Source organism: Bradyrhizobium sp. 138 (genome assembly GCF_023074075.1).
In the GTDB taxonomy this organism is placed as follows: domain Bacteria; phylum Pseudomonadota; class Alphaproteobacteria; order Rhizobiales; family Xanthobacteraceae; genus Bradyrhizobium.
In genome coordinates, this window is sequence record NZ_JADPKT010000029.1 from 75559 (window position 1) to 96890 (window position 21332).

The 21332-nt window shown below is 62.0% G+C and carries 16 protein-coding genes, 1 tRNA gene and 1 pseudogene; 7 read left to right on the forward strand and 11 right to left on the reverse strand.

The window, feature by feature from the left end:
• Window position 1 precedes the first annotated feature (1 nt).
• Complete coding sequence (locus tag IVA79_RS14790) at window positions 2–865, reverse strand: alpha/beta hydrolase (protein ID WP_247554045.1); 864 nt, start codon at window positions 863–865, stop codon at window positions 2–4.
• A 159-nt stretch (window positions 866–1024) separates the two neighbouring features.
• On the opposite strand from IVA79_RS14790, the gene IVA79_RS14795 reads away from it, so the two are divergent.
• Window positions 1025–1456 carry a helix-turn-helix domain-containing protein gene (locus tag IVA79_RS14795; RefSeq protein WP_247553881.1) on the forward strand — a complete coding sequence of 144 codons (432 nt, stop codon included), beginning with the start codon at window positions 1025–1027 and terminating at the stop codon, window positions 1454–1456.
• Window positions 1457–1962: 506 nt separating this feature from the next.
• Here IVA79_RS14795 and IVA79_RS14800 read toward each other — a convergent pair.
• Window positions 1963–2862: a LysR family transcriptional regulator gene (locus IVA79_RS14800; RefSeq protein ID WP_247553882.1), complete on the reverse strand. Its 900-nt coding sequence runs from the start codon at window positions 2860–2862 to the stop codon at window positions 1963–1965.
• A 144-nt stretch (window positions 2863–3006) separates the two neighbouring features.
• On the opposite strand from IVA79_RS14800, the gene IVA79_RS14805 reads away from it, so the two are divergent.
• The gene (locus IVA79_RS14805; RefSeq protein ID WP_247553883.1) at window positions 3007–4008 is read left to right on the forward strand and encodes an NmrA/HSCARG family protein; all 1002 of its coding nucleotides are present in this window, start codon (window positions 3007–3009) and stop codon (window positions 4006–4008) included.
• 390 nt (window positions 4009–4398) lie between these two features.
• Here the strand turns inward: IVA79_RS14805 and IVA79_RS14810 are convergent, their stop codons facing one another.
• Window positions 4399–4872: an isoprenylcysteine carboxylmethyltransferase family protein gene (locus IVA79_RS14810; RefSeq protein WP_247553884.1), complete on the reverse strand. Its 474-nt coding sequence runs from the start codon at window positions 4870–4872 to the stop codon at window positions 4399–4401.
• A gap of 20 nt (window positions 4873–4892) precedes the next feature.
• Window positions 4893–5786: an NAD(P)/FAD-dependent oxidoreductase gene (locus IVA79_RS14815; protein ID WP_247553885.1), complete on the reverse strand. Its 894-nt coding sequence runs from the start codon at window positions 5784–5786 to the stop codon at window positions 4893–4895.
• Between the two features lie 114 nt (window positions 5787–5900).
• On the opposite strand from IVA79_RS14815, the gene IVA79_RS14820 reads away from it, so the two are divergent.
• On the forward strand, window positions 5901–6578 hold the full coding sequence (locus IVA79_RS14820) for a TetR/AcrR family transcriptional regulator (RefSeq protein ID WP_247553886.1): 678 nt from the start codon (window positions 5901–5903) through the stop codon (window positions 6576–6578).
• A 223-nt stretch (window positions 6579–6801) separates the two neighbouring features.
• Here the strand turns inward: IVA79_RS14820 and IVA79_RS14825 are convergent, their stop codons facing one another.
• From IVA79_RS14825 to IVA79_RS14840, 4 genes and pseudogenes are all read right to left on the reverse strand, one after another.
• Window positions 6802–10416 (reverse strand): DEAD/DEAH box helicase, encoded by a 3615-nt coding sequence (locus tag IVA79_RS14825; RefSeq protein ID WP_247553888.1) that lies wholly within the window; start codon window positions 10414–10416, stop codon window positions 6802–6804.
• On the reverse strand, window positions 10409–11374 hold the full coding sequence (locus tag IVA79_RS14830) for an aminotransferase (protein WP_247553890.1): 966 nt from the start codon (window positions 11372–11374) through the stop codon (window positions 10409–10411). The genes IVA79_RS14825 and IVA79_RS14830 overlap by 8 nt, the downstream gene beginning before the upstream one ends.
• Window positions 11375–12093: 719 nt before the next feature.
• A tRNA-Ile gene (locus IVA79_RS14835) sits at window positions 12094–12169 on the reverse strand.
• Window positions 12170–12503: 334 nt separating this feature from the next.
• A pseudogene (locus IVA79_RS14840) lies at window positions 12504–13477 on the reverse strand (tripartite tricarboxylate transporter substrate binding protein).
• Window positions 13478–13585: 108 nt separating this feature from the next.
• Between IVA79_RS14840 and IVA79_RS14845 the strand changes: the two are divergent.
• A complete protein-coding gene (locus IVA79_RS14845) occupies window positions 13586–14548 on the forward strand; it encodes a TAXI family TRAP transporter solute-binding subunit (protein ID WP_247553892.1) in 963 nt (320 codons plus the stop codon).
• A gap of 69 nt (window positions 14549–14617) precedes the next feature.
• Here IVA79_RS14845 and IVA79_RS14850 read toward each other — a convergent pair whose 3' ends face one another.
• Window positions 14618–15832, reverse strand: coding sequence for an ABC transporter substrate-binding protein (locus IVA79_RS14850; protein WP_247553895.1), 1215 nt, complete (start codon window positions 15830–15832; stop codon window positions 14618–14620).
• Between the two features lie 104 nt (window positions 15833–15936).
• On the reverse strand, window positions 15937–16830 hold the full coding sequence (locus tag IVA79_RS14855; RefSeq protein ID WP_247553897.1) for a helix-turn-helix transcriptional regulator: 894 nt from the start codon (window positions 16828–16830) through the stop codon (window positions 15937–15939).
• A 270-nt stretch (window positions 16831–17100) separates the two neighbouring features.
• Here IVA79_RS14855 and IVA79_RS14860 point away from each other — a divergent pair, with 270 nt between their 5' ends.
• From IVA79_RS14860 to IVA79_RS14870, 3 genes are read left to right on the forward strand one after another with little or no spacing between them, the layout of a single operon-like run.
• Window positions 17101–17928 carry a substrate-binding domain-containing protein gene (locus IVA79_RS14860; protein ID WP_247553899.1) on the forward strand — a complete coding sequence of 276 codons (828 nt, stop codon included), beginning with the start codon at window positions 17101–17103 and terminating at the stop codon, window positions 17926–17928.
• Window positions 17929–17982: 54 nt separating this feature from the next.
• Entirely contained in the window at window positions 17983–19089 is a 1107-nt protein-coding gene (locus tag IVA79_RS14865) for a molybdopterin-binding protein (RefSeq protein ID WP_247553902.1), read from the forward strand.
• Window positions 19090–19102: 13 nt separating this feature from the next.
• Window positions 19103–21052, forward strand: coding sequence for a molybdopterin biosynthesis protein (locus IVA79_RS14870; RefSeq protein WP_247553904.1), 1950 nt, complete (start codon window positions 19103–19105; stop codon window positions 21050–21052).
• 12 nt (window positions 21053–21064) lie between these two features.
• On the opposite strand, the gene IVA79_RS14875 is transcribed toward IVA79_RS14870, so the two are convergent.
• The gene (locus IVA79_RS14875) at window positions 21065–21289 is read right to left on the reverse strand and encodes a hypothetical protein (RefSeq protein WP_247553906.1); all 225 of its coding nucleotides are present in this window, start codon (window positions 21287–21289) and stop codon (window positions 21065–21067) included.
• Window positions 21290–21332 lie beyond the last annotated feature (43 nt).

The following is a 21332-nucleotide window of genomic DNA, read 5'->3' on the forward strand; positions in this document are numbered from 1 at the left end:
GTCAGGCGTCGAGGAAGGACAGCGCCTTCGGCACGAAATCGGCGTGGTACTGGAAAATGCCGCCATGCCCGGCATCTTCGTAGATGACCAATTGTGCGCCCGGGATACGCCGTGCCATGTCGGTGCTGTTTGCGGTCGGCACCATGATATCGTTATCGCCATTCGCGACCAGGACCGGGATGCGGATGCTGCCGAGATCCTGAGGCGCCTCTTGGCCCCAGCTCTTGATCGCCTTGAGTTGCCGCAGCAGGGCCACTGGGGTGGCTGCTTTGTCCCGATCTGCCTTGCGCTCCTTCAGCCTTGCGAGAAAAGCCTTTGCGGCTCGGCGGCCATTGGCCGTGGAGGTGAAGAACAGGTAGAATTTCGGGTCTCGCAGTGTCAGCAAGCCCTTGATCATCAGCGGCCAGGACACCGGCCCAACCTTCTCGATGCCTTTGCCGCCTGCCGGGCCCGTGCCGGTCAGAATGAGCTTTCGCACGAGATGAGGCGCCTTCAGCGCGATATCCTGCGCCACGAAACCGCCGAGGGAAAAACCGAGCAGATCGACTTTCTCAAAGCCCAGCGCGGCGATCAGAGCAATCGTATCTTGCGCCATTTCGCCAACGGAAACAGGCGCTTTCCCGCTTGAAGCGCCGATACCTCGGTAGTCGATCGCGATCACGCGATGCCTGGTGGCGAGCCCATCGACGATCGGTGGGTCGAAATTGTCGAGAACCGCGCCCCAATGGTTGAGAAGGATCAATGGAACGCCAGTGCGTGGACCGATGTCGCGATAGGCAAAAGTTGTTCCTGCAGCACTGATCGAGAGATTCGGCGCATCGACATAGCGCACGATCGATCCCGGGTGGCTGACATAGTTTGACATCACTTGCTCCATCGTTCGACTGGCACCGGAAGCACCCGGAATCAGCGCAATTCCCTGTTCTGTCTTGCTCATTCCGGCCTTCTCAATTTGCTCTGGAATATCGACGAACAATTTGTTACTATCAATTTAGTACGAAGTCACTACTAAAACGAGACTTACATGAAAAAACTTTCGACCCAGCCCTGTATGATCGCCCGGAGCCTGGCGATTGTCGGGGACGCTTGGAGCATGTTGATCATGCGCGACGCCCATGGGGGCCTGACCCGCTTCGATGACTTTCGTAAGAGTCTCGGTATCGCGCCAACGATGCTGACAGGGCGGCTTTCAGCCCTAGTCGAGGAAGGGCTGCTGGAGAAACGCCGCTATTCAGACCGTCCGCCACGGGACGAATATGTGCTGACGGAAGCCGGGCGCGACTTCTTGCCGGTCCTGTTTGCGATCGGCGCGTGGGGACGCAAGCATCGCAGCGGAGGCAAGGTGACGCGGTTCTTCGACGCCGAGAACGGAACGGAGATCGATCCCCTCACCATCGACCGTGCGACCGGCGCTCCGATCGGAACACGTTCCATTCGTATCGCCGCAGTCGAATGAGCAATTCGCCTGGCATCTCCAGCTCGCGCGGTCGCGGGCGCGGTGCGAATACGGCGGTGACGGTCATTGAGCGCGATACCGCGCTCGGGCGCTTTGGTGAAACCGAGGATATTGCCGCCGTCGCAGCCTTTTTGGTTTCGGGGTGACCGCACAGGTCATCGAGGTCAGTGGAGGCTACAAGCTCTAGTCACTGCGGTGACGGGCGCAAAAGGGGCCGCTCGCGAGCGGCCCTAGTATCCTGCGGTAGGTGTGTTCCCATGGTGCAGGGCAAGATGGTGGAGGCCGGTAAGACTCGAACCTGCAACCAGACCGTTATGAGCGACCGGCTCATAACGCTCGTACCAATCGATCAGGCCCTAGTTAGGCACGTATCGCTCGCGGACGCATTGCATCTGTCAGGCCCGCGGCCAATGAAGGCTTTCCGTGCTTTTGAGGCGAGTGGCAGATTTGCAGCGATCGACATCCTTCAGTCCGTTCAGGCTGCCGTAGCTTCTACGGTTGTTGGCCTAAGCCTTGACCAGTGACACGATTGCCTCTCGAATCCAGCGCTGCCCGCTGTGTCCGTGGCTGCGCTCGTGCCACACCATCCCGACTGCGAAGCCATCCACTGGGAACGGACAGTTCATCACCTTGAGTGTGTCGGAACGGTCGCGCACCAGTCTTTCCGGCACCAGAGCTACGAAATCCGAGTCAGACACGATCTCGGGAACGAACAAGAACGAAGCTGCGGATAGCACCGCATTGCGCTTGTATCCGAGCGCGGCCAAAGCGCTATCCACTGGCGTCACAAAGCCGCCGCCACCAAGGGACACGACTACGTGCTCCAGCTTGGCAAATTCTTCGACCGTGATTCCCTTCCGTAGGCGCGGATGCTTGCGGCGGCCGATAAGCACATAGCGTTCGTCGAAAAGATGCCGGGTACGGAGACTGGGCGGCGCATCCTGTGGTGTCATCAGCACCAGGTCGACTTCACCGCGCGCCATCTGCGCCTCCAGCTGCGGCGGATCCAGATTGCGCAGCGCCACACGCACCCTGGGCGCCCGTGTTCTGAGTTCCACGACGAGCGGCTTGATCACCGCCGCCTGCAAATAGTCTGTGCAGGCGATGGCGACGGTCAGCTCGGCTTTGGCAGGATCGAAGTTCCTGTGCGTGGCGACGGTGGCGCGAACCTGGTCGAGCGCCTCGCGCAACGGGTCGAGCAGTTCGATTGCCTTGGCCGTCGGCGTCATTCCTCGCTGTGCAGGAATGAGCAACAAGTCATCGAATTCATGCCGGAGACGGTTTAGCTGCGCGCTTACCGCGGGTTGACTCAGATGAAGGCGGACCGCCGCCTTCGTGACGTTCTGCTCCACCAGCAACGTCTCGAGAGTGACCAACAGATTGAGATCGAGGCGCTTGCTATCCATTGGATGGATAGTAGCCGAACATTTCTACGATTTCAAATATAGCTCGAAGCAGTCGAGACTTCGTGGCCTAGGCGGACCCTCGCCGCGCTCACCTGTAGGCATGGTGGGATTCGGGCGGGAGCGGTTGCGAACGGGAGAAGCAGAATGATTCAGGCCGATACCTCCAAACCTTTGATCACCGTAGTCGGTGCCTCGAGCAAGCAAGGTCGAAGTGTCGCCGAGGCCTTGCTCGACAGTGGGCGCTACCGGGTGCGTGCCCTGACTCGGCGCCGCGATAGTCAGCCCGCACAAATTCTGGCGCAGAAGGGTGCCGAAGTCGTGGTCGCGCCGCTTGAAGCCGGCAAGCAGGCTGAACTGACCGCGGCTATGAGAGGCTCGGCCGGAGCGTTCCTGATGACGCCACCCATTGTCAAAGTGCCGCCCGCTGAACTTGAGTTTACCCTCGGCAAGGAATTGGCCGATGCGGCGATGGCCGCTGGCGTCGAGCATGTGGTTTTCAGCGGGCTCGAAAATGTCGAGGCGCGCACCGCCGGTACCAAGTGGGCGCCGCACTTCACCGACAAGGCGAAGGTGGCAGACTATATTCGCAGCCTGCCCATTCGTAGCTCGTTCGTGTACCTGGCATTCTTCTACACCAACTTCCTGGAGTACTATGTGCCGCAGCGAGGGAAGGACGGCATCACGTTTGCCATCTACCTGCCGCCGCACGTCCCCATGCCGTTCTGTGATCCACTCACTGCGACCGGGCCGGCGGTGCGCGAGATTTTCGATCACCCGACGCAATATGCTGGCCAGACCCTCCCGGTTATCGGCGAGTTTCTCTCGGCGCAGGACATGGTGGACACGTTTGTGCGCGTCACCGGGCGGCGGGCGCGCTATGCCTCTGCTTATTCGCGCGAAGATTTGTTGCGCCACTTTCCGGGTTTTGCCGCCGACGAGCATCTCGTGCGCGAGTTGGTGGGCATGGTCGAATACGCCGTCGAATATGGCTACTTTGCCCCCGAGCGCGACCTGACGTGGAGCCGGAAAATCGATCCGCAGGCGCTGACCTGGGAGCAATTCCTGAAACGCAGTCGTTGGCAAGGCGCCTTGCTGTCTTATGGGGTCGCTCCTGTGCCCGATCAGGCCCAATTGGCACCGACGTGAGAACGGTTGCCTCCGGCTGACTGAGTTGCAAGCGGCAGGGCGATGATGGGCAGCACCGGGCCGGGGAATTTGAACTCACCATAATAGACTTGCAATTCCCCCGTGCTTCGCTTCGCTCGCAATCACGGAGCTGGCGATACCGATCTGACGTAAAGTCATCGCCTTCAGAACAACTTTGCGGCTTGCACGATCTCGGAGATCGATCGTCGGGGTCGAGCAGCCGCATCTGCGGGGGCGGTTCAAGCCGCAACGCAGTTGGCCGCTCGATTGGCGTAACGCCTCTCAACTCGCTGCGGGTGCGCGGGCGCGTCGAGTCTGCGGTGATAGCTCGCGGCAAGGAAGCCGGTGCTGGTCTATGGGAAGGCCCCGCAGGCGGCGGCGGCGGAATAGTCAGAGCCAGCGGCGAACCTTGGCCTTGTAGCGGCGGTAGTCGTCGCCGAACTTCGCTTCGAGATAGCGCTCCTCGCGGGCGATCACCTGCGTCTGGATCGCGATCAGCACCAACGGGAGCAGGGCGAAGGCGATCGGCCCGTCGAAGCCGATCGCAAGGCCGGCATAGATAAGCGCCATGCCGAGATACATGGGGTTGCGGGTCCACCGATAAGGGCCGGTCGTTGCGATGAGGGTCGTTGGCTGCGACGGCGGAACGTTGGTGCCCAGCCGCCGGAACAGCCCCGCCGCCGCAAGCATCATCGCCGCGCCGGCAACGAACAGCAGCGCGCCCGTCGCGACCAGCAACCGCCAGTCGATGCCGAAAGTGCGCAGGGTGACGAACCGCTCCGCCGCCAGCCCCAACAGCAGCGCTCCCAGATAGACGAAGGGCGGAGGGAAGCGCACACCCGCGCTGTCCGGTTCGACGGCCATGCTCATTCCAATCTGTGCGCTCAAGCCAGCATCGACTGCTGGGCGAAGATGCCCGCCATCGCGCCCTGCGATGATGCCTGGGTGACCGAGGGCAAGAAGACCGTGGTGAGGTCTCCGGCGGCGTAGATGCCGGGCATGCTGGTTTGGCGGCGCTCGTCGACCTTGAGGGCGATGCCCGAGGGCGTATCCACCGTGGCGAGGCCCAATGATTCATGCAGGCTTGCGGACGGCTTGTTGCGCGGATGGGCGAACAGGACGTCGACTGCGATAGTGCGGCCGGTATCGAGATTGACGGCGGCGATATGGCCCTTGTGATGGGCGATCTCGGTGATCCGGCCATCGACGACAGGTATCTTGCGGCGCGCCAGATCGGCCTGGATTTCAGGCGGAATGTCGTGACCATCGGCAAAGACAGTCAACTTGTCGGTCCAATCGAGGAACAGCCTGACCTGATTGTGCGACTGCGGGCCGGACCAGACGAGGCCCCAATGCCGGCCGGCGACTTCGAAGCCGTCGCAATAGGGGCAGGGCACGATGGAGGTGCCCCAGCTTTCGGCATAGCCCGGGACATCAGGCATCTGGTCGGCGACGCCATAGCTCAGGATCAGACGACGCGCCCGAGAGCTTTCGCCCTCGGACGTGACGACGTTGAAATCGTCGATGGCGCCGGAGACGCTGTCGGCCCGGGCACTGACCAGCCTGATCGTGGGATAACGCGCCAGCTGTTGCCGCGCCTCGGCCAGGATGTCCAGCGGCGGCTTGTGATCGTGCCCGAGCAGGCCATGCGAATGGCCAGCGAAGAGGTTGCGGGGCAGGCCGGTATCGAGAACGGTGACCTTGCGGCGGGCACGGCCGAGCTGCAGGGCGCCGGCAAGACCGGCAAAGCTGCCGCCGATGATGATGACGTCATCCATGGGGATGGGCTCCGTTGGAGAACAGGTCGAAACCTGCCCATTGGCTTGCTTATTTCCGACACTGCATGGTATCGTAATTCAAGAATTAGAATACTGTCAAGTACTGGAATTGTCGTGACCGAAAACAGACTGGGCCGGCGCGGCCGGCCCGCCAACGAGGCGCTTGGCCAAACGATCATCGACACCGCGCGCGAACTCTTCGTGGAATTGGGTTTTCAAGCGACGACCTTGGACAAGGTCGCCCAGCGGGCGAAAATATCCAAGCTGAGCATCTATCGGCACTTCGAGAACAAGGAGGCGCTGTTCAGCGCGGCCATCGCGGCCGGCTGCCATCAGTTTACACAGGTCCTTTTTGAAGGCATCGACGGTTCGGCCGAAGATCAGCTCATGGCGGTGGGATCATCTCTGCTTCGCACGCTGTTGAGGCCGGACGTGCGCAATGTCGAAGCCATGGTCATGGCCGACACGACCAATCAAAAGTCGCTGAGCAAGCTCCATTACGAAGCCCGCCCCGCCCATATCATCGCTCAAATCGAGGCCCTGTTGCGTCAGTTGCACGCGAAGGCGCTTCTGAACGTGCCCGATCCTCTCCAGTCCGCCCGCTTGTTTGCCGCGCTTTTCAAAGGATCCGATCTCGTGATGATCGCACGCTTCGATCAGGCAAGAGCAGAGGATGACGAGGAAATCGAATCCTATTGCCGGTCGGCCGTCGCCATGTTCATCGCCGCGCATGGTGGCGATGGCAGCGGGGGCGGAGATTTGGCTGCCTCAAGGTCAAAAAACAAAATTTGAATCGTGCGTGACCGAGCCCTTGGAAATATTGGTGGGCCCGGCACGACTCGAACCTGCAACCAGACCGTTACGAGCGGCCTCGGTCGCAGGTTAAAAGTGTAACTAAATCAATGGTTTGATGGTTTGTTTTTCGACAAGAATGCAAATCATCGCGTTTCGTTTGTTTTCGTGCATTTTCATTTCAAATAATAGATTCGCTGGATTGCACGGCCCGACGCGAGATTCAGAGCACACGCACGACCGATGCCTGACCATCTTTTACGACTAGGTCATAGTCGTTGAACTGCGAAACGCCTTGGAGGAAATCTTCCGGAATCGGTGAACTAGCGAGCCGGTATCCAGAGGCATCGAGCCATCGGATTCGACTTTTCGACTTGACGGGTATCACTGAATATCGCCCTGCACGGCCGTCTGTGCCGGACAGCTCAACGGCTATCGGCGTTCGTCTTACTGCCGCCGCTTCGGGTGCTTTTCGTGCTCTCGACCATCTCAGGAGGTTGCGCGGGTCAATCTGGTCCTCGCCACGGGGGTCGCTATCGAGCTCCTCCAACAACCAGTCCCAATAGTTCGCGCGCAGTTCTGCGGCTTCGGGTCTCGACCTAGCGAGTCCTAATGAAAGCGCAAAAGCAACGAACGGGTCCAAAGTGCCCCACCGCAGAAGTTCCTTCGCCCAGAAGGCAAACCATGGGAGGCCGGTCACGTCCTTCCATGTATCGAGTGTGGGCGTATCAAGCGGATTGTCTGTGCCTTCGGACCAAGCTCGTGCCACAACCGCCCCGATAGAAACACCGAGTCGGAACTCGAGGTTGTCGGAAACAAACGTTTGCCACGCGCGAAGATCCTTGGGCTCAGGCCCTTCCTGATCGGGCATCCCCATCCACCATGCGAGCACCTTATGCCAGTTTGCATAAAGGGTTCTTCCCATTTCTGTATCGCGGACGGAAAAGCCGTAGCCACCGTCATCCGCCACCATCTCACCCAACTTAACGAAAATCGTCAGCCGCTCGTCGTTCGAAAGTGTGCCGTAATTGCCTGTATCTCCCAACAATTCGCGCATCGTTGCGGCGACAGGCTCGAACCGTCTCCCAACTTGTGGTGAATAGCCGTAGTCGTAGAGCCGCTTGCGCTCCTCGGAGCTGGGGTAGACGGTTTGCACAACGCCGTTTCCGCGTTTTACGAAAGCTGCTTCCATCCAGGCTTCGCTGGCCGCGGACACTTGGGTGAATGTTCTTTGCCAAAGCTGGGCGAGCATCGCCTCCGTGTTTGCAGGCGTTGTTTCCTCCAGACTGATGGCCTTTGCCTCCTCGATTGCAGACAAGATCATGCTGTCAAGCTCATCCAGCCTGTCGGCAAGGCGAGCGGCTGGCGCAGGGTTCGCTTTGCCTGCATCTCTAGATATATCTTCTGGCGCAATGCGCTCAAGCCACCTGAAAAAATCATCATCGTCATCCACGCCGGGCAGATTCAGCGCCTGTTCACGAATGGCCGTGAGCAGCACGGCAAGCGGGCTGCCTGCATCACCTACTCCTGCGGCCTCCGCCTGCAGTCTACGGACAAGGTTGTTGTATTCATTCCTTCGGTCGCCGGCCTGACGCCGCTGCAGCCGAATTGTCTTCGGTGCTGTTGTGGCCGCAATGACCGGGAGGGCAATGAGCGTGAAACCTTCCATGCCCTTCGCGGTACCTGGACGCCCTGCGCGACCCGAAAGATTGCGGAACTCGGCGGTCGACATGGGATATTCGGTCTGCGTCTGCGTTGCGACGTCGAATACAACTCGTGTGAGCGACGGTAGAATTATCATATCAAAGGGCAGATTGACGCCCTCGGTCAGCGTGGCTGTGGCCACTGTGATCGGACAGATAGACCGCTCAATCAGAGCAACCATCAACCGACGGAGTCGTTGCGGCATCTGGCCATGGTTGCTCGCGATGCCGCGATCAAGGAGGCGAAGCTCATAGGAGGTCTCTCCGCAATAGTCGATGCAGACGGATCTTGCTTCGGCAAAGAGCGTGGCGTCATCGCCCTCCTGCGGCGGATCGAAGGCAGGAATATTCTCCCAGCCCTTCAAACCGAATGCATCGGCAAACCACCCCATCGTGCGCTCTGGCATCTGCGATATCGAAATCAAAATGCGCCGGTCTCCGTCCGCTAAGTGCAGAGCCGTCCAAAGTATGGTGTTTTGCGTAAAATGATTGAGACTGTTGCGGATCGCCGCCGGCGCCTTCGGCATGGGGGAGATCTTTAACGGAATGTACACCTGCCCTTGGCCTCGGACGCTCAGCCGATGGTCATTTAGCCGGTGCAACTCGATACGTGGAGCGCCATTGCTGACTTCGAGCACGCCGAGGGCCTGCCGCGTACTTCGATAGTGTGATCCGACAGGCTCGGCGTCCGCATTCAGCTCGATCCAGCGCGCAACGGGATGGGCGGCGCCGCCGGCTACGGCAGTGAGAGCAACCCGAACGATTTCCGGCTTTCTCACCAAGAGGCGCGATATAAAGCTCTCCAGTCTGATGGCCCGGTTCATATGCTCGGCTAGAGCGTTTCGTTCGCGTTCATTATCCTCCAAGACGACTTGATGTGCTTCGTCGACGATCAGGAGTTTGAGGCGAGCAAGAAGCATCGGGCCGAGATAGCGCATGAGTGCGTCGGCCTTTTCAACCGTAGCGATGAGCACGGTCGGCATGTCGGATGTCAGCCAAGCGTCCGTAATGCCCCAATCGGAGCCGCCATAAAGACCAGTCACAACGAACTCGCGGCCAAGCTCGCCAGCAAGCTTGGCCTCTACCTCGCCTGCGAGGGCGCGGGAAGGGACCAGATAAAGAGCAAGGGGCGCCGTATCGCCTTGGCTTCTGAGGATCAGCAGCTCTTTGAGGATGGCGAGATTTGCCACAAGCGTCTTGCCAGAACCCGTAGGGGTGCAAAGCGCAAATGATGAGTTACTCAGCAGCCTATCGATACCTTGCTTTTGTGATTGCCAGAGAATGCCCCGTCCCCTCGCATACTGCTTCCTGGCGAACTGATTGACGTCGCGCAGTCGATCCATGTTGAGAAGACCAAGTTGCCTGAGCGGAGTATAGATAGAGGATTTTCCATACCGCTCACATGCCGAACGCAGAAAGAAGGCGAGGAGGGCCACGTCGTCGGGGGACGTCCTAAGAAGTAGCCGTTCTACGTCACGAAGCCGATCCAGGGCGGCTTCAAACCTCGTGACCTCTCCACGACGCAGGGTTTGCGAGGCGAGGCCTATGCACCGGACAAGCTCAACGGTTCCGAACCACTCCACACTTTCAAATGTTCCCTCGCCGAAAAAGAGGCGTTCCGCCCCGCGGACCGTGAGGTCGCGATGTTCTTTCCAAAAGCGTGCGACGCGCCACAGGACTGAATCGAAGTCCGCCTTGAAAAAGTCAGCGAACAAACGCGAACCTCGGTCGTCTGGCTTGACCTGACGGAGAAGTCCGGAGGCCATCGCCGGCAAGCCACCAAGCTGGTAGCACCCCGCAGCGATCAGCGCTGTGGGAATCTCCGCGCCGACAGAATCTCTTGCGCGCGCCAGCCATTCCAGCAATTCGCCGGCTCTTCGGAACGCGAGCGTTGCCTCCTCGATACTCCCTCCTTCCACCGTGGAGAGCACCTTCCCTGCACGGATCAGTTGGCGGGCCTGCTGTAGCACTACAGAAGAGTTCTCGTCGGTCCACCGTATGACCTCTACGTCCCAGTCGGTTTGCAGGCAGCGGACAAACGACCTAGCTTGCAAACGGCTCAGTGTGCGCTCCTGAGCAAGATCAACTTGTATCGCGCGAGCCAACTCAATTCGTTGCTGATCGAACTCAGGCATGCACTGGCTCTTTCGCCCAGAGCCCGCCATAGATGGCGTCGATTAGGCTATCGCCGTCCTTGATGATCAACTCGACCACCTGCAGGTCCCGGCCCGCCGTGTATTCCTCGGGCATTTCCTCCCATGGGATTAACGGATGACGCGGCTCTCGTGTGGCGGCCGGCCCGCCTGCCAAGAGGATCAGATCGGTGCGCTCCACCGGGTCGGGATTCCGGTGCGCCAATATTCGGTCAAGCGAAGCAATGACTGACGCATACTTTTGAGGTTCGCACTCTTCCAATATGGCGTGAAGCTGCTCCAGCCCCAGCGGCACCGGAAGGGCGCGATTGATCTCAAACCATACGCCTTTGTTGTTGTGGACCTTCCTAGAGCTGCCGGCGGGGTCATCCACTTTCGGACCCAGCATAACCGTATCCACGACCGAAGACGTCCAGATGCCACGCCATTTGGCCTCGCCCGCGATAAAGCGCGTTACGCGACCTTCCTCATTGATAACGATCGCAATGAAGTCGTCTCCTTTGCGCCCGAGAACCTCCCTTGTTCGCCTGGGATCGCGGTTCAGCGTGTATATGTACTGTCCGGCATCTTCATGATTGCGAAAGAGGAATACTGGCACTAGCCACTCATGTTTTCCTACAAAATCGTAGGCTTCCGTTGCCATGCCGGACATAACTTCCCCGAATAGTCCCTTTCGCGCGGTCAGAGGGAGCGCGCAGGGATACTGCGCATCACAGCCAACCTCACCGTCGTCTGGATGGAGGCTGATGCGCGCGAGCTTGTGAAAGCATTGCCTTGCATCGAGATGAGCGGATTCGAAATACGGGATTAACTCGTCGTAGAGCGCTTGGTTCGCAGGCGTTTTCTGCTCTAGAAGCAAATGACCGTAGTTGCCCTCTTCAGTGGGGTAGCCCTCTAGCCATTTCTTGAGCGCCTTCTTCGGTGGCTTGCATGAATGCATTATTCAGGTCTTCAGCTCAACTTTCGGAATATTTAGCCAAACGGCGAAAGTGATATCAGTACCCGTAGGGGTTGAAAAGGTGGCCGACGAGGAAGAGAGCCTATCACAAAGTTGATTCCCGGGGCGCGCAGGTATGGTTGTAGGTAGTCTGTGCGTCCTCGCAGAGTGAGATATCTTGATCTCGGCTAGCAATGTCCAGTCATTTGCAGAGCAGTCCCAACGCTTCGAAGTTCGCTCAACATCCCACAACGAATGCATCGTTTAGGCGGACGCACTAATCCGCTCCGAGATCAGCCTCGAGTTGCTTCAAGATTCTGCTGGGAGTCGTATTGAGTGCTTTCGTCAATCGGAACAGCATCACGAGGGTTGGCGACTTGAGTTGCAAAGGGGCGTCTAGAAGTCGAACTCATCGCGGGCAAACACTTCACCACGCTCTCTGCGATCGCACGAATGCGAGAGAGGTGCCGAGTGATTTCAAAAAAACGCCTCGGCCGCTCATAACGTGGATCTACGCACTTCGATGAAGGTCTGGTGCGGCTGAGATTGCGCTAGCCAATCTGCAAGCAGTCCTCACAAGCGGCCCCGGGAGAATAAGCCCGCCGAAGCGTCGCTTACGAGCAGCGAAGTAGAGAATAGCTTTGGCTGTTAGAGACAGCGATTGGCATGCGGGACGATCATTGCACCGAACAATTGGGAACTCTGTAAGCCACTGATTTCATTGGTGGGCCCGGCAGGACTCGAACCTGCAACCAGACCGTTATGAGCGGCCGGCTCTAACCATTGAGCTACAGGCCCCGCCGCGAGGCAGCTCGCGGGAACGCGGCCGGCAACGGTGCGCGGTTCGTTTACAGGGATGGGGGCGGGGGTGCAATGCTGGCGCAGGCGGATGGGAACGCCGGCGCGGCGCCGCGGCTCACTTTCGAAGGACCGAAATCGGTGGTCATGCCTGTGAACCCCTGTTTTGCCCGACGAAGCAAATCTGCCTTGCGCAGGCTCGTTTTTCGGCGTGACTAACCCATTGAAATTATTGACCCCGTCTACTGTGCATGGGGTTGTTTTGCGACTTTTGAGGAAAGGGGGCCGTCCGGGCCCCTCCCCATGCCTTGCGTGCGAGCTGTAGAGCCCTTCGCTAATCCACCGAGACCCCGGCGAACTCCACCACCTTCTTCCACTTCTCGGTCTCGCCCGCGACCAGCTTGCCGAACTCGGCCGGCGTCATCGGCTTGGGGAGGCCGCCGACTTCGGTGAGGCGCGCGACCAGCTTCGGGTCCTTGAGCGCTTCGCCGACGGCCTTGTTGAGGATCTCGATCACCTCGCTCGGCGTGCCCTTCGGCGCGGAGATGCCGTAGAAGCCGACCGATTCGAAGCCCGGCACGGTCTCGGCGATCGCGGGCACGTCGGGCACGCTCGGCCAGCGCTGCGGCGAGGTCACGCCGAGCGCGCGGACATTGCCGCCTTTCACCTGCTCCAGCGCGGAGGGCAGGTTGTCGAAGATCAGCTGCACCTTGTTGGAGATGATGTCGGGGAAGGCAATCGCAGATCCGCGATAGGGCACGTGCACCATGTCGCATTTGGTCAGCACCTTGAACAGCTCCGCCGACATGTGCACCGAGGTGCCGTTGCCGGACGAGGCAAAGGAGATCTTTCCCGGATTGGCCTTGCAGTAGTCGACGAACTCCTGAACCGTCTTCCCGGGAACGCGTTGGAGACGACCAGCATGTTGGTGAGCTGCATGATGCTGGCCACGGGCGTGGTGTCGCGCAAAAAGTCGAACGGCAGCTTCTTGTAGAGCGAGGTCGAGATCGCGTTGTTGGGTGCGACGAACAGCAGCGTGTAGCCGTCGGCCGGCGAGTTGATCGCAGCCGCAGCGGCGATGTTGCCGCCGGAGCCGGTGCGGTTCTCGACGATGAACTGCTGGCCGAGCCGGTCCGACAGCCACTGCGCCATGATCCGCGCCACGATGTCGACCGGGCCGCCGGCGGAAAAGCCGATCAGCCAATGCACGGGGCGGTCGGGATAGGCGGCGGAAGCGGGAGGCGTGGTGCTGAAAAGACCCAAGAGGATTGCGAGCCCGAAAACACCGCACCGCAAATTTCGCAACATGACGCCTCCCATTGTTCTATTGTCGTTGAAGGGCATGCTTTCACAAAATCGGGCCGCTGCCTACATCGTCACTCAAGTCGGTGTTGGGCAGGTCCGTCAGGGACGACCATGAGATTCGCATTGATCCTCATCAGCGCGGCGCTGCTCCTAGGTCCCGCCGCTGCGCAAACCGGAGGCACGGCCATTTCGACCATCACACTCAGCTTGGGCACCGCGACGCCCGGCGGCGGCTTTCCGCTCTATGGCAACGCCTTCGCGGAGGTGATGAACGCGGCCGATCCGCAAATCTCCATCGCGCCGCGCAACACCAAGGGCAGCAACGAGAACATCCCGCTGCTCGAGAAGGGCGAGCTCGATCTCGCGCTGGTTGCGGGCGAGCCGGCCTACGAGGCCTTTGCCGGCATCGGCCGCGCACCTGTGCGGCTGAAGATCCTCACCGCGATCTATTCCAACCCCGGCATGTTCGTGGTGCGCGCGGACAGTCCCTACAGGACCATCCGCGATCTCGTCGGCCAGCCGGTCGCGTTCGGCGCCAAGGGCTCGGGCCTGCCGATCCTGGCGCGCTACGTGCTGGATGGACTCGGGCTGAAGCAGGACGAGGACTTCAAGGCCGTCTATCTCGACCGCGCCGGCGACGGCCCCGCGATGGTCGAGGACGGTCGCGTCTCAGCGCTCTGGGGCGCCGGCATCGGCTGGCCCGGCTTTGCCGCGGTCGCCTCGAGCGCGTCCGGCGCACGCTTCATCGCGCCCAGCGTTGAAGAGATCGCGCGCATCCGTGCCAAGCATGCGTTCCTCAAGCCGCTGCTGGTGCCGGCGGGCAGCTATCCAAAACAGGACGCGCCGATCGCCTCGCTGGGGTCGTGGAGCTTTGTACTGACGCGCGAGGATCTGCCTGATGATGTCGCCTATCGCCTGGCGAAGACTCTGCACGGCGTTGAGGCGAATTTCTGCAAGAAGCTTGCCCAGGCCTGCGAGACCACGGCGTCGAACACAGTCGCGGCCGCGCCGCGGCCGGAGCTGATTCATCCCGGCGTGATGAAGTATTTTCGCGAGATCGGTGTGGTGAAGTAGCAATGGCGAGTTGCGAGTAGGGAATGGAAACGTCTCCATTCGCTACTCCCTATTCGCCATTCGCCATCGTCACTTCTTCACCAGCGGACACGCCTGGTCCGGCGGACCGAACGCCTTGTCGCCGGAGATCGTGGTGAGGATCTTGTAATAGTCCCACGGATATTTGCTCTCCTCCGGCGTCTTCACCTGCACCAGCCAGAGGTCGTGCACCATCAGATTGTCCTCGCGCAGTTTGCCGTTGCGGGCGAAGAAATCCTCGATCGGCTTCTCGCGCATTTTTGCGGCGACCTTGAGCGGATCGTCGGTGCCGCTGTCCTTGATGGCGTTGAGATAGTGCATGACGCTGGAATAGACGCCGGCCTGCCACATCGACGGCATCTTGTTCATCTTGGCGAAGTAGCGCTTCGACCATTCGCGGGTCTTGTCGTCCATGTCCCAGTAGAACGACGTGGTCAGCAAGAGGCCTTGCGCGGCCTGCAGGCCGAGGCCGTGGATATCGGTGATCAGCGCCAGCAGCGCCGCCATCTGCTGGCCGCCCTTGAACACGCCGAACTCCGAGCCGGTCTTGATCTCGTTCATGTTGTTGGGGGGACCGGCGGCGATGCCGATGATCTTGGCCTTGGAGGCCTGCGCCTGCAGCACGAAGGAGGAGAGATCAGGCGTTGCCAGCGGCGGCCGCACCGAGCCCAGCACCTTGCCACCATTGGCGGTGACCACCGCGGAAGCGTCACGCTCCAGCGAATGGCCGAAGGCATAGTCGTCGGTGATGAAGAACCAGCTGTCGCCGCCGCGCTTGACCACCGCATCCGCGGTGCCGACGGCGAGGGCGCGGGTGTCGAACACCCACTGGATCGCGTAAGGCGAGCAGAACTTGCCGTGGAAATCCGCGGTGCCGGTGGAGTGGGTGATGAATAGCCGCTTCTTTTCGTTGGCGATGTTCTGCACCGCGAGCCCGACCGCCGAGACCGGCACGTCGACGATCAGATCGACCTGGTCGACGTCGAACCAGCGCCGCGCGAGCGAGGCGCCGATGTCGGCCTTGAGCTGATGGTCGCCGATCACGACGCTGATCGGCTTGCCGAGCACCTTGCCGCCGAAATCGTCGATCGCCATCTGCGCCGCCGTCACCGAGCCCTGGCCGGTCGGCGCGGAGGCCGGGCCGTTCATGTCGGTGAGCACGCCGATCTTGACGACGTCGTCGGAAACCTGCCCCATTGCGGGGCCCGACATCAGCGCCGCCGTCAAGGCGGCTGCGACCGGTAGTCCAAATCTGGTTGGATTCACGCTTGTCCTCCCCTGATCCGGCGCGTTGGCCGGTGTTGCTTTTTGCCGGGTTTGGCCCGGCTGAATTGGTTTCTTTTGCAACTATTTTGGGGCGGGCGTCAATGTCAGGCTGCGAAGCGGATCTGTCCTGCGCCTGAGGGATCATAGCCGGTCAGCTCCTCGGCGCGCTGGCGCAGCCGCCGTTCGTCCAGGAAGCGGAGCAGGGCCTGCATGGCCGGGCGGAAATAGCTGCGCTGCCGCATCGCGAGGTCAAAGTTCTCCCAGACCAGCGGCACGAAATCGAGCCCGGCCGAGCGCGCCGTGGCGCGGGTCGCGATGCCGCAATCGGCCTGGCCGGCGCGGACCATCTCGGCAAGGTCCGGACCGGTCAGGCTCGGCGCCTCGGCCCGGCGCAAGTCCCGTGTGGAAGCACCCGCGCGCTTCAGCAGCACGTCGAGCAGCATCTGCGCGCCCGTGCCCTGTTGCCGCATCGCCATCCTGGCACCGAGCGCGAGCACGTCGGTCAGGCCGTGCAGCTGCTTGGGATTGCCCTGCGGCAGCACCAGACCCTGCTCGCGGCGCACGAACGCCACCAGCACTGCATCATGCAGGTCGGGAGCTGCGCGCAGCGCTTCGACATTGGCATCGCCGGCGAGATCGTCGGAAGCATCCAGGCCGTGGAAGTGCACCGCCGCCGCCATCACCTCGTTACGCTGCAAGCGCTCAAGCCCGCGCACGCTGCCCTCATTCATCGATCCCAGGCCCGAGCCGGACTCGCGCAGGCTCCAATTCAGCAGTTCGTCCTGGCTGCCGCCCACGACCGGCGGCGGCTCCGCGATCAGCATGCCGGCCGGACGCGCGAGGCCCGACAGCACCCAGAGATCGAGCTCGTGCCGCGGGAAGAGCCACTTCCCGGTCACCTTGGTGCAGGGGATCGCACCGGTGGTGACGAGTTCGTATAGTTTGCGTTCGCCGAGCCGAAGGTAATCGGCGGCTTCGCTGGTCGTCAGGAATTCCATCCTGCATTCCTATGCAAATTCTTGCTTCTTTTTGACGTCCGACGCAGGTGGAATTCTGCATTTCAGATTTTTGTCCGCGGGAACCATGCCCGAACATCTCGCTGCTTTGCAACACATCCGCATGCGCGATTTCTGCTTTGGTGAACGATCTCAAGCGTGCGCGCTTTGCCGAAATTTCCCGATTGCGGAGCGGGAGCGCAGCAAATGCGTCACGAGTGCGGCGTAATCGCTCGCCATCATGACCACGCCTTATTCAATGGGAACCTGATCATGGGCCGCCTGTCCGTTGCATTAGCGCTATTCTGCGGCCTCACCGCTGGCGTTGCGGCGTCATCCGCGGAGGACCGCGCGATCGTGCTGGCGTCGACCACATCGACGCAGGATTCCGGCCTGCTCGACTATCTGCTGCCGATCTTCAAGGACAAGGCCGGCATCGAGGTGACCGTGATCGCGCGGCGCGCCGACGAGGTGCTCAACGGGCCGCGACGGGGCGAAGCCGACGTCGTGCTGATGCACGCGCGGCCGCAGGAGGAGAAATTCGTCGCCGACGGCTTTGGCGTGAAGCGTTTCGACGTGATGTACAACGACTATGTGCTGGTCGGGCCGAAGAGCGATCCCGCGGGCGTCAAGGGCAAGGACATCGTGACGGCGCTGAAGGCGATCGAAGCCAAAGGCGCGCCGTTCGTGACGCGCGGCGATCGGTCGGGCACCCACGCCGCGGAGCTCGCGCTCTGGATCGTCGCCGGCATCGACATCGCCGCTGCCAAGGGCGCCTGGTATCGCGAGGCAGGGCAGGGCGTGACCTCGGCGCTCGACGCCGCGCGTGCCGCCAATGCCTATGTGCTGTCGGAACGCGGCAGCTGGATCGCGTTCAGGGATCGCGGCGATCTCGACATCGTCGTCGAAGGCGACCGGCGGCTGCTCAATCAGTACGGCGTGATGCTGGTGAACCCCGAGAAGTTTCCGGAGGTGAAGAAGGATCTCGCGCAGAGCTTCATCGACTGGCTGACCTCGCCGGAGGGGCAGGCGGCGATCGCCGGCTACAAGGTCGACGGGCAGCAGCTGTTCTTCCCGAATTCGGACCGGTCGGGCGGTTGAGGCTCGCATCGCCGGCGGTTGCCAAAGCGGGCGATGCATGGTCCATCATGGCGCATGACCCAGCGCCTGCCGCCATCGCTGACGCCGCTCGAGATCGCGCTCGCCGCGTTGTTGAACGGACTAGAGCCGCTTGCACCGGTGGAGTTGCCACTGGCCGCCGCGGCCGGTTGCATCGCGGCGGGCGCGCCGCTGCTTGCGGCCCATCCACCGCACGACATTGCCACCGCGGACGGCTGGGCCGTCTGCGCCAATGACCTCGTCGGCGCCTCCTCTTATTCGCCACTGCCTTTGACGAAAGCGCCGCCTTGGGTCGAGGCCGGCGAAGCGATGCCGGCGGGATGCGATTGTGTGCTCGATGCCGACGCCGTTGAGATGTCGGGGCCGCTCGTGCAGGTACTGGCGGAGGGCGTGCCAGGGCAGGGCGTCAGGCGCGCCGGCAGCGACATCGCGGAACGCATGCCTGCCGGCCTCGAGGGTGATCCGGTCGGTGCGGCTGATCTGCTGCTCGCGCGTGTCGCGGGTCTGGATAAACTCGGCGTGCGGCGGCCCCGGCTGCGCATCGTCAATGTGCCGGGCGCAACGGCAACGATGGATATGATTGCCGGGATCGCGCATGCAGCGGGACTGGCTGTGGAAACGCGCCAAGCCGGTGCACGCGATCAGGCATCGATCGCCGATATGCTCGATGCTTCCTCTTGTGATCTGCTGCTGACGGTGGGGGGCAGCGGCGTCGGCCGCCGGGATGCCGCCGTCATGGCGCTGGCCCGGCGCGGCGAGGTGCTGGCCCATGGCCTTGCGCTCCAGCCCGGACGCACCGCCGCGGTCGGGCGGCTCGGGCGGATTCCCGTGGTTGCCTTGCCCGGCTCGCCCGATCATGCGCTTGCGGCCTGGCTCGCGCTCGTGGTGCCGCTCATCGACCACCTGTCCGCGCGCTGGCCGCGCCGGCATGTGACCTTGCCTCTCGCGCGTAAAATCGCATCCGGTGTCGGCATCGCCGAAATGGCCCTGCTGTCACTGGAACATCAGGCGTGGATGCCGCTTGCCGTGGGCGAATGGCCGCTCCAGGCGATGGCCCGTGCCGATGCATGGCTGCTCGTCCCCGCCAGCCACGAGGGATTCGCGGCGGGCACGCCGGTCGGTGCTTATCTGGTGCGGGAATGATATGGGTTCCGGCATGACGATGATTCCGCGATCGCAAGAGCGCAGCGCGCTCGAACAGGAGCAATTCCTCAAGATCCTGTCACGGGAGGAAGCGCTGGCACGCTTCGAGGCGGCGCTGTTCCCGCGCGCGCTTCCGACCGAGATGCGCAAGCTCGCCGACGCACTCGGTGCGGCGCTCGCTGCAGACGTCACGGCTCCGATCGATGTTCCCCCGTTCGACCGCTCCAATGTCGACGGCTTTGCCGTGCGTTCGGCGGATGTTGTCGCGGCGGGCGAAGGCAAGCCTGTTCGGCTCGGGCTGAACTGCGAAACCATCCACTGCGGCACCGCGCCAGCGCTGCAAGTGGCAGCTGGAACCGCAACGGCGATCGCCACCGGCGGCCCGCTGCCGCGTGGTGCCGATGCCGTCGTCATGGTCGAGCACACCCAACCGGCCGGGTCGGATGCGATCGAGGTCCGTCGTGCCACGTCTCCGGGGCAATTCGTCTCCTACGCCGGATCCGACATCGCGCGCGGCGAAGCGCTGCTGCGCGCCGGCACGATCATCGGCTCGCGCGAGATCGGCATGCTGGCCGCTTGCGGCATCGCCGAGGTGACTGTGGCGCGCAAGCCGGTTGTAGCCATCATCTCCACCGGCGACGAATTGGTGCAGCCGGGCGAGGTGCTCGCGCCCGCGGAAATCCACGACACCAATGGTGCGATCGTCACTGCTGCGATCGACGAGAATGGCGGCGAGGCGGTTTTCCACGGCGCCATTCCCGACGATGAGGCCAAGCTCGAAGCCGCCATGCGCCGCGCGCTGGCGGACGCCGACATGCTGGTGCTGTCGGGCGGCACATCGAAAGGTGCGGGCGATCTGTCCCACCGCATCATCGGCCGTCTCGGCCAGCCCGGCATCGTCGCGCATGGTGTTGCGCTCAAGCCCGGCAAGCCGCTGTGCCTTGCGGTGTGCGACGGCAAGCCGGTGGTAATCCTGCCGGGCTTTCCCACCTCGGCGATGTTCACCTTCCACGACATGATCGTGCCGGTGCTGCGCAGGATGGCCGGACTGCCGCCGCGCTCCGACGCCAAGGTGAACGCAACCGTGCCGGTGCGCATTGCCTCCGAGCTCGGCCGCTCCGAATTCGTGATGGTCGCGCTGGTCGAGGGCAGGGATGGCCTGATCGCCTATCCCACCGGCAAGGGTTCTGGCGCGATCACGTCATTTGCGCAGGCCGACGGTTTTCTGCGCATCGATGCGCTGGCGGATCAGATGCCGGCCGGGACTGAAGCCGAGGTGACGCTGTTCACGCCGTATGTGCGCGTGCCCGATCTTGTCATCGTCGGCAGCCATTGCACCGGCCTCGATCTCGTCACCGCAAAACTTGCGCATGCCGGCCTCACCGTGCGCTCGATTGCGGTCGGCAGCCTCGGCGGACTTGCAGCCGCAAAGCGCGGTGAATGCGATCTCGCGCCGATTCATCTGTTCGACGACAGAACCGAGACCTACAACACGCCCTATCTCGTCGAGGGCCTCGAACTCGTGCCGGGCTGGCGGCGGATGCAGGGCATCGTGTTCCGCAAGGGCGACAAGCGTTTCGAAAGCGTCGATGCAAAGGACGCAATTGCCGCGGCGCTCACTGATCCCGCCTGCATCATGGTCAACCGCAACCAGGGCGCCGGGACGCGTATCCTGATCGATCGGCTGCTCGATGGCGCGCGCCCGGAAGGCTATTGGAACCAGCCGCGCTCGCACAATGCGGTGGCGGCCGCCGTGGCGCAGCACCGCGCCGACTGGGGCATGACCATTGCGCCGGTCGCCGATGCGGCCGGCCTCGGCTTCATTCCGCTTGCGGAAGAGCATTATGACTTCGCGCTGGTGACCGCGCGCAAGGACCGGCCGGCGGTGCAGGCTTTTCTCGACGCGCTCGGCTCGGATGAGGCACGGGCTGCGCTGGCGCGGGCAGGCTTCCGGCCCGCATAGATATCAGCTGGACTATCGATGCGACGCCTGATCGGTGCCGCTGGCGACTTGAGCGGCGCACTCACGCTCCTCGGCTTCGGCGAGCGCACGCCTTGCGGCGGGCGGCAGCGGCTTCGGATCGGGCGGGACTTCGACGATCTCAGGCTTGCTGAGTTGTCTCGTGTAATCGATCGTCTCAGAGAGATCGAATGCGCAATCGACGAATTCGAAGATGGTATTCAGGAGAGGGGCGGTCATGGCTCATCCGGGAATGTCTAGACCTGTGGTCGCTCCTTTCCTC

Coding starts and splice junctions, on each gene's coding strand:
- IVA79_RS14790 (WP_247554045.1), bottom strand. CDS start 865: ATGTCAAACTATGTCAGCCACCCGGGATCGATCGTGCGCTATGTCGAT.
- IVA79_RS14795 (WP_247553881.1), top strand. CDS start 1,025: ATGAAAAAACTTTCGACCCAGCCCTGTATGATCGCCCGGAGCCTGGCG.
- IVA79_RS14800 (WP_247553882.1), bottom strand. CDS start 2,862: ATGGATAGCAAGCGCCTCGATCTCAATCTGTTGGTCACTCTCGAGACG.
- IVA79_RS14805 (WP_247553883.1), top strand. CDS start 3,007: ATGATTCAGGCCGATACCTCCAAACCTTTGATCACCGTAGTCGGTGCC.
- IVA79_RS14810 (WP_247553884.1), bottom strand. CDS start 4,872: ATGGCCGTCGAACCGGACAGCGCGGGTGTGCGCTTCCCTCCGCCCTTC.
- IVA79_RS14815 (WP_247553885.1), bottom strand. CDS start 5,786: ATGGATGACGTCATCATCATCGGCGGCAGCTTTGCCGGTCTTGCCGGC.
- IVA79_RS14825 (WP_247553888.1), bottom strand. CDS start 10,416: ATGCCTGAGTTCGATCAGCAACGAATTGAGTTGGCTCGCGCGATACAA.
- IVA79_RS14830 (WP_247553890.1), bottom strand. CDS start 11,374: ATGCATTCATGCAAGCCACCGAAGAAGGCGCTCAAGAAATGGCTAGAG.
- IVA79_RS14845 (WP_247553892.1), top strand. CDS start 13,586: ATGAGATTCGCATTGATCCTCATCAGCGCGGCGCTGCTCCTAGGTCCC.
- IVA79_RS14855 (WP_247553897.1), bottom strand. CDS start 16,830: ATGGAATTCCTGACGACCAGCGAAGCCGCCGATTACCTTCGGCTCGGC.
- IVA79_RS14860 (WP_247553899.1), top strand. CDS start 17,101: ATGGGCCGCCTGTCCGTTGCATTAGCGCTATTCTGCGGCCTCACCGCT.
- IVA79_RS14865 (WP_247553902.1), top strand. CDS start 17,983: ATGACCCAGCGCCTGCCGCCATCGCTGACGCCGCTCGAGATCGCGCTC.
- IVA79_RS14870 (WP_247553904.1), top strand. CDS start 19,103: ATGACGATGATTCCGCGATCGCAAGAGCGCAGCGCGCTCGAACAGGAG.
- IVA79_RS14875 (WP_247553906.1), bottom strand. CDS start 21,289: ATGACCGCCCCTCTCCTGAATACCATCTTCGAATTCGTCGATTGCGCA.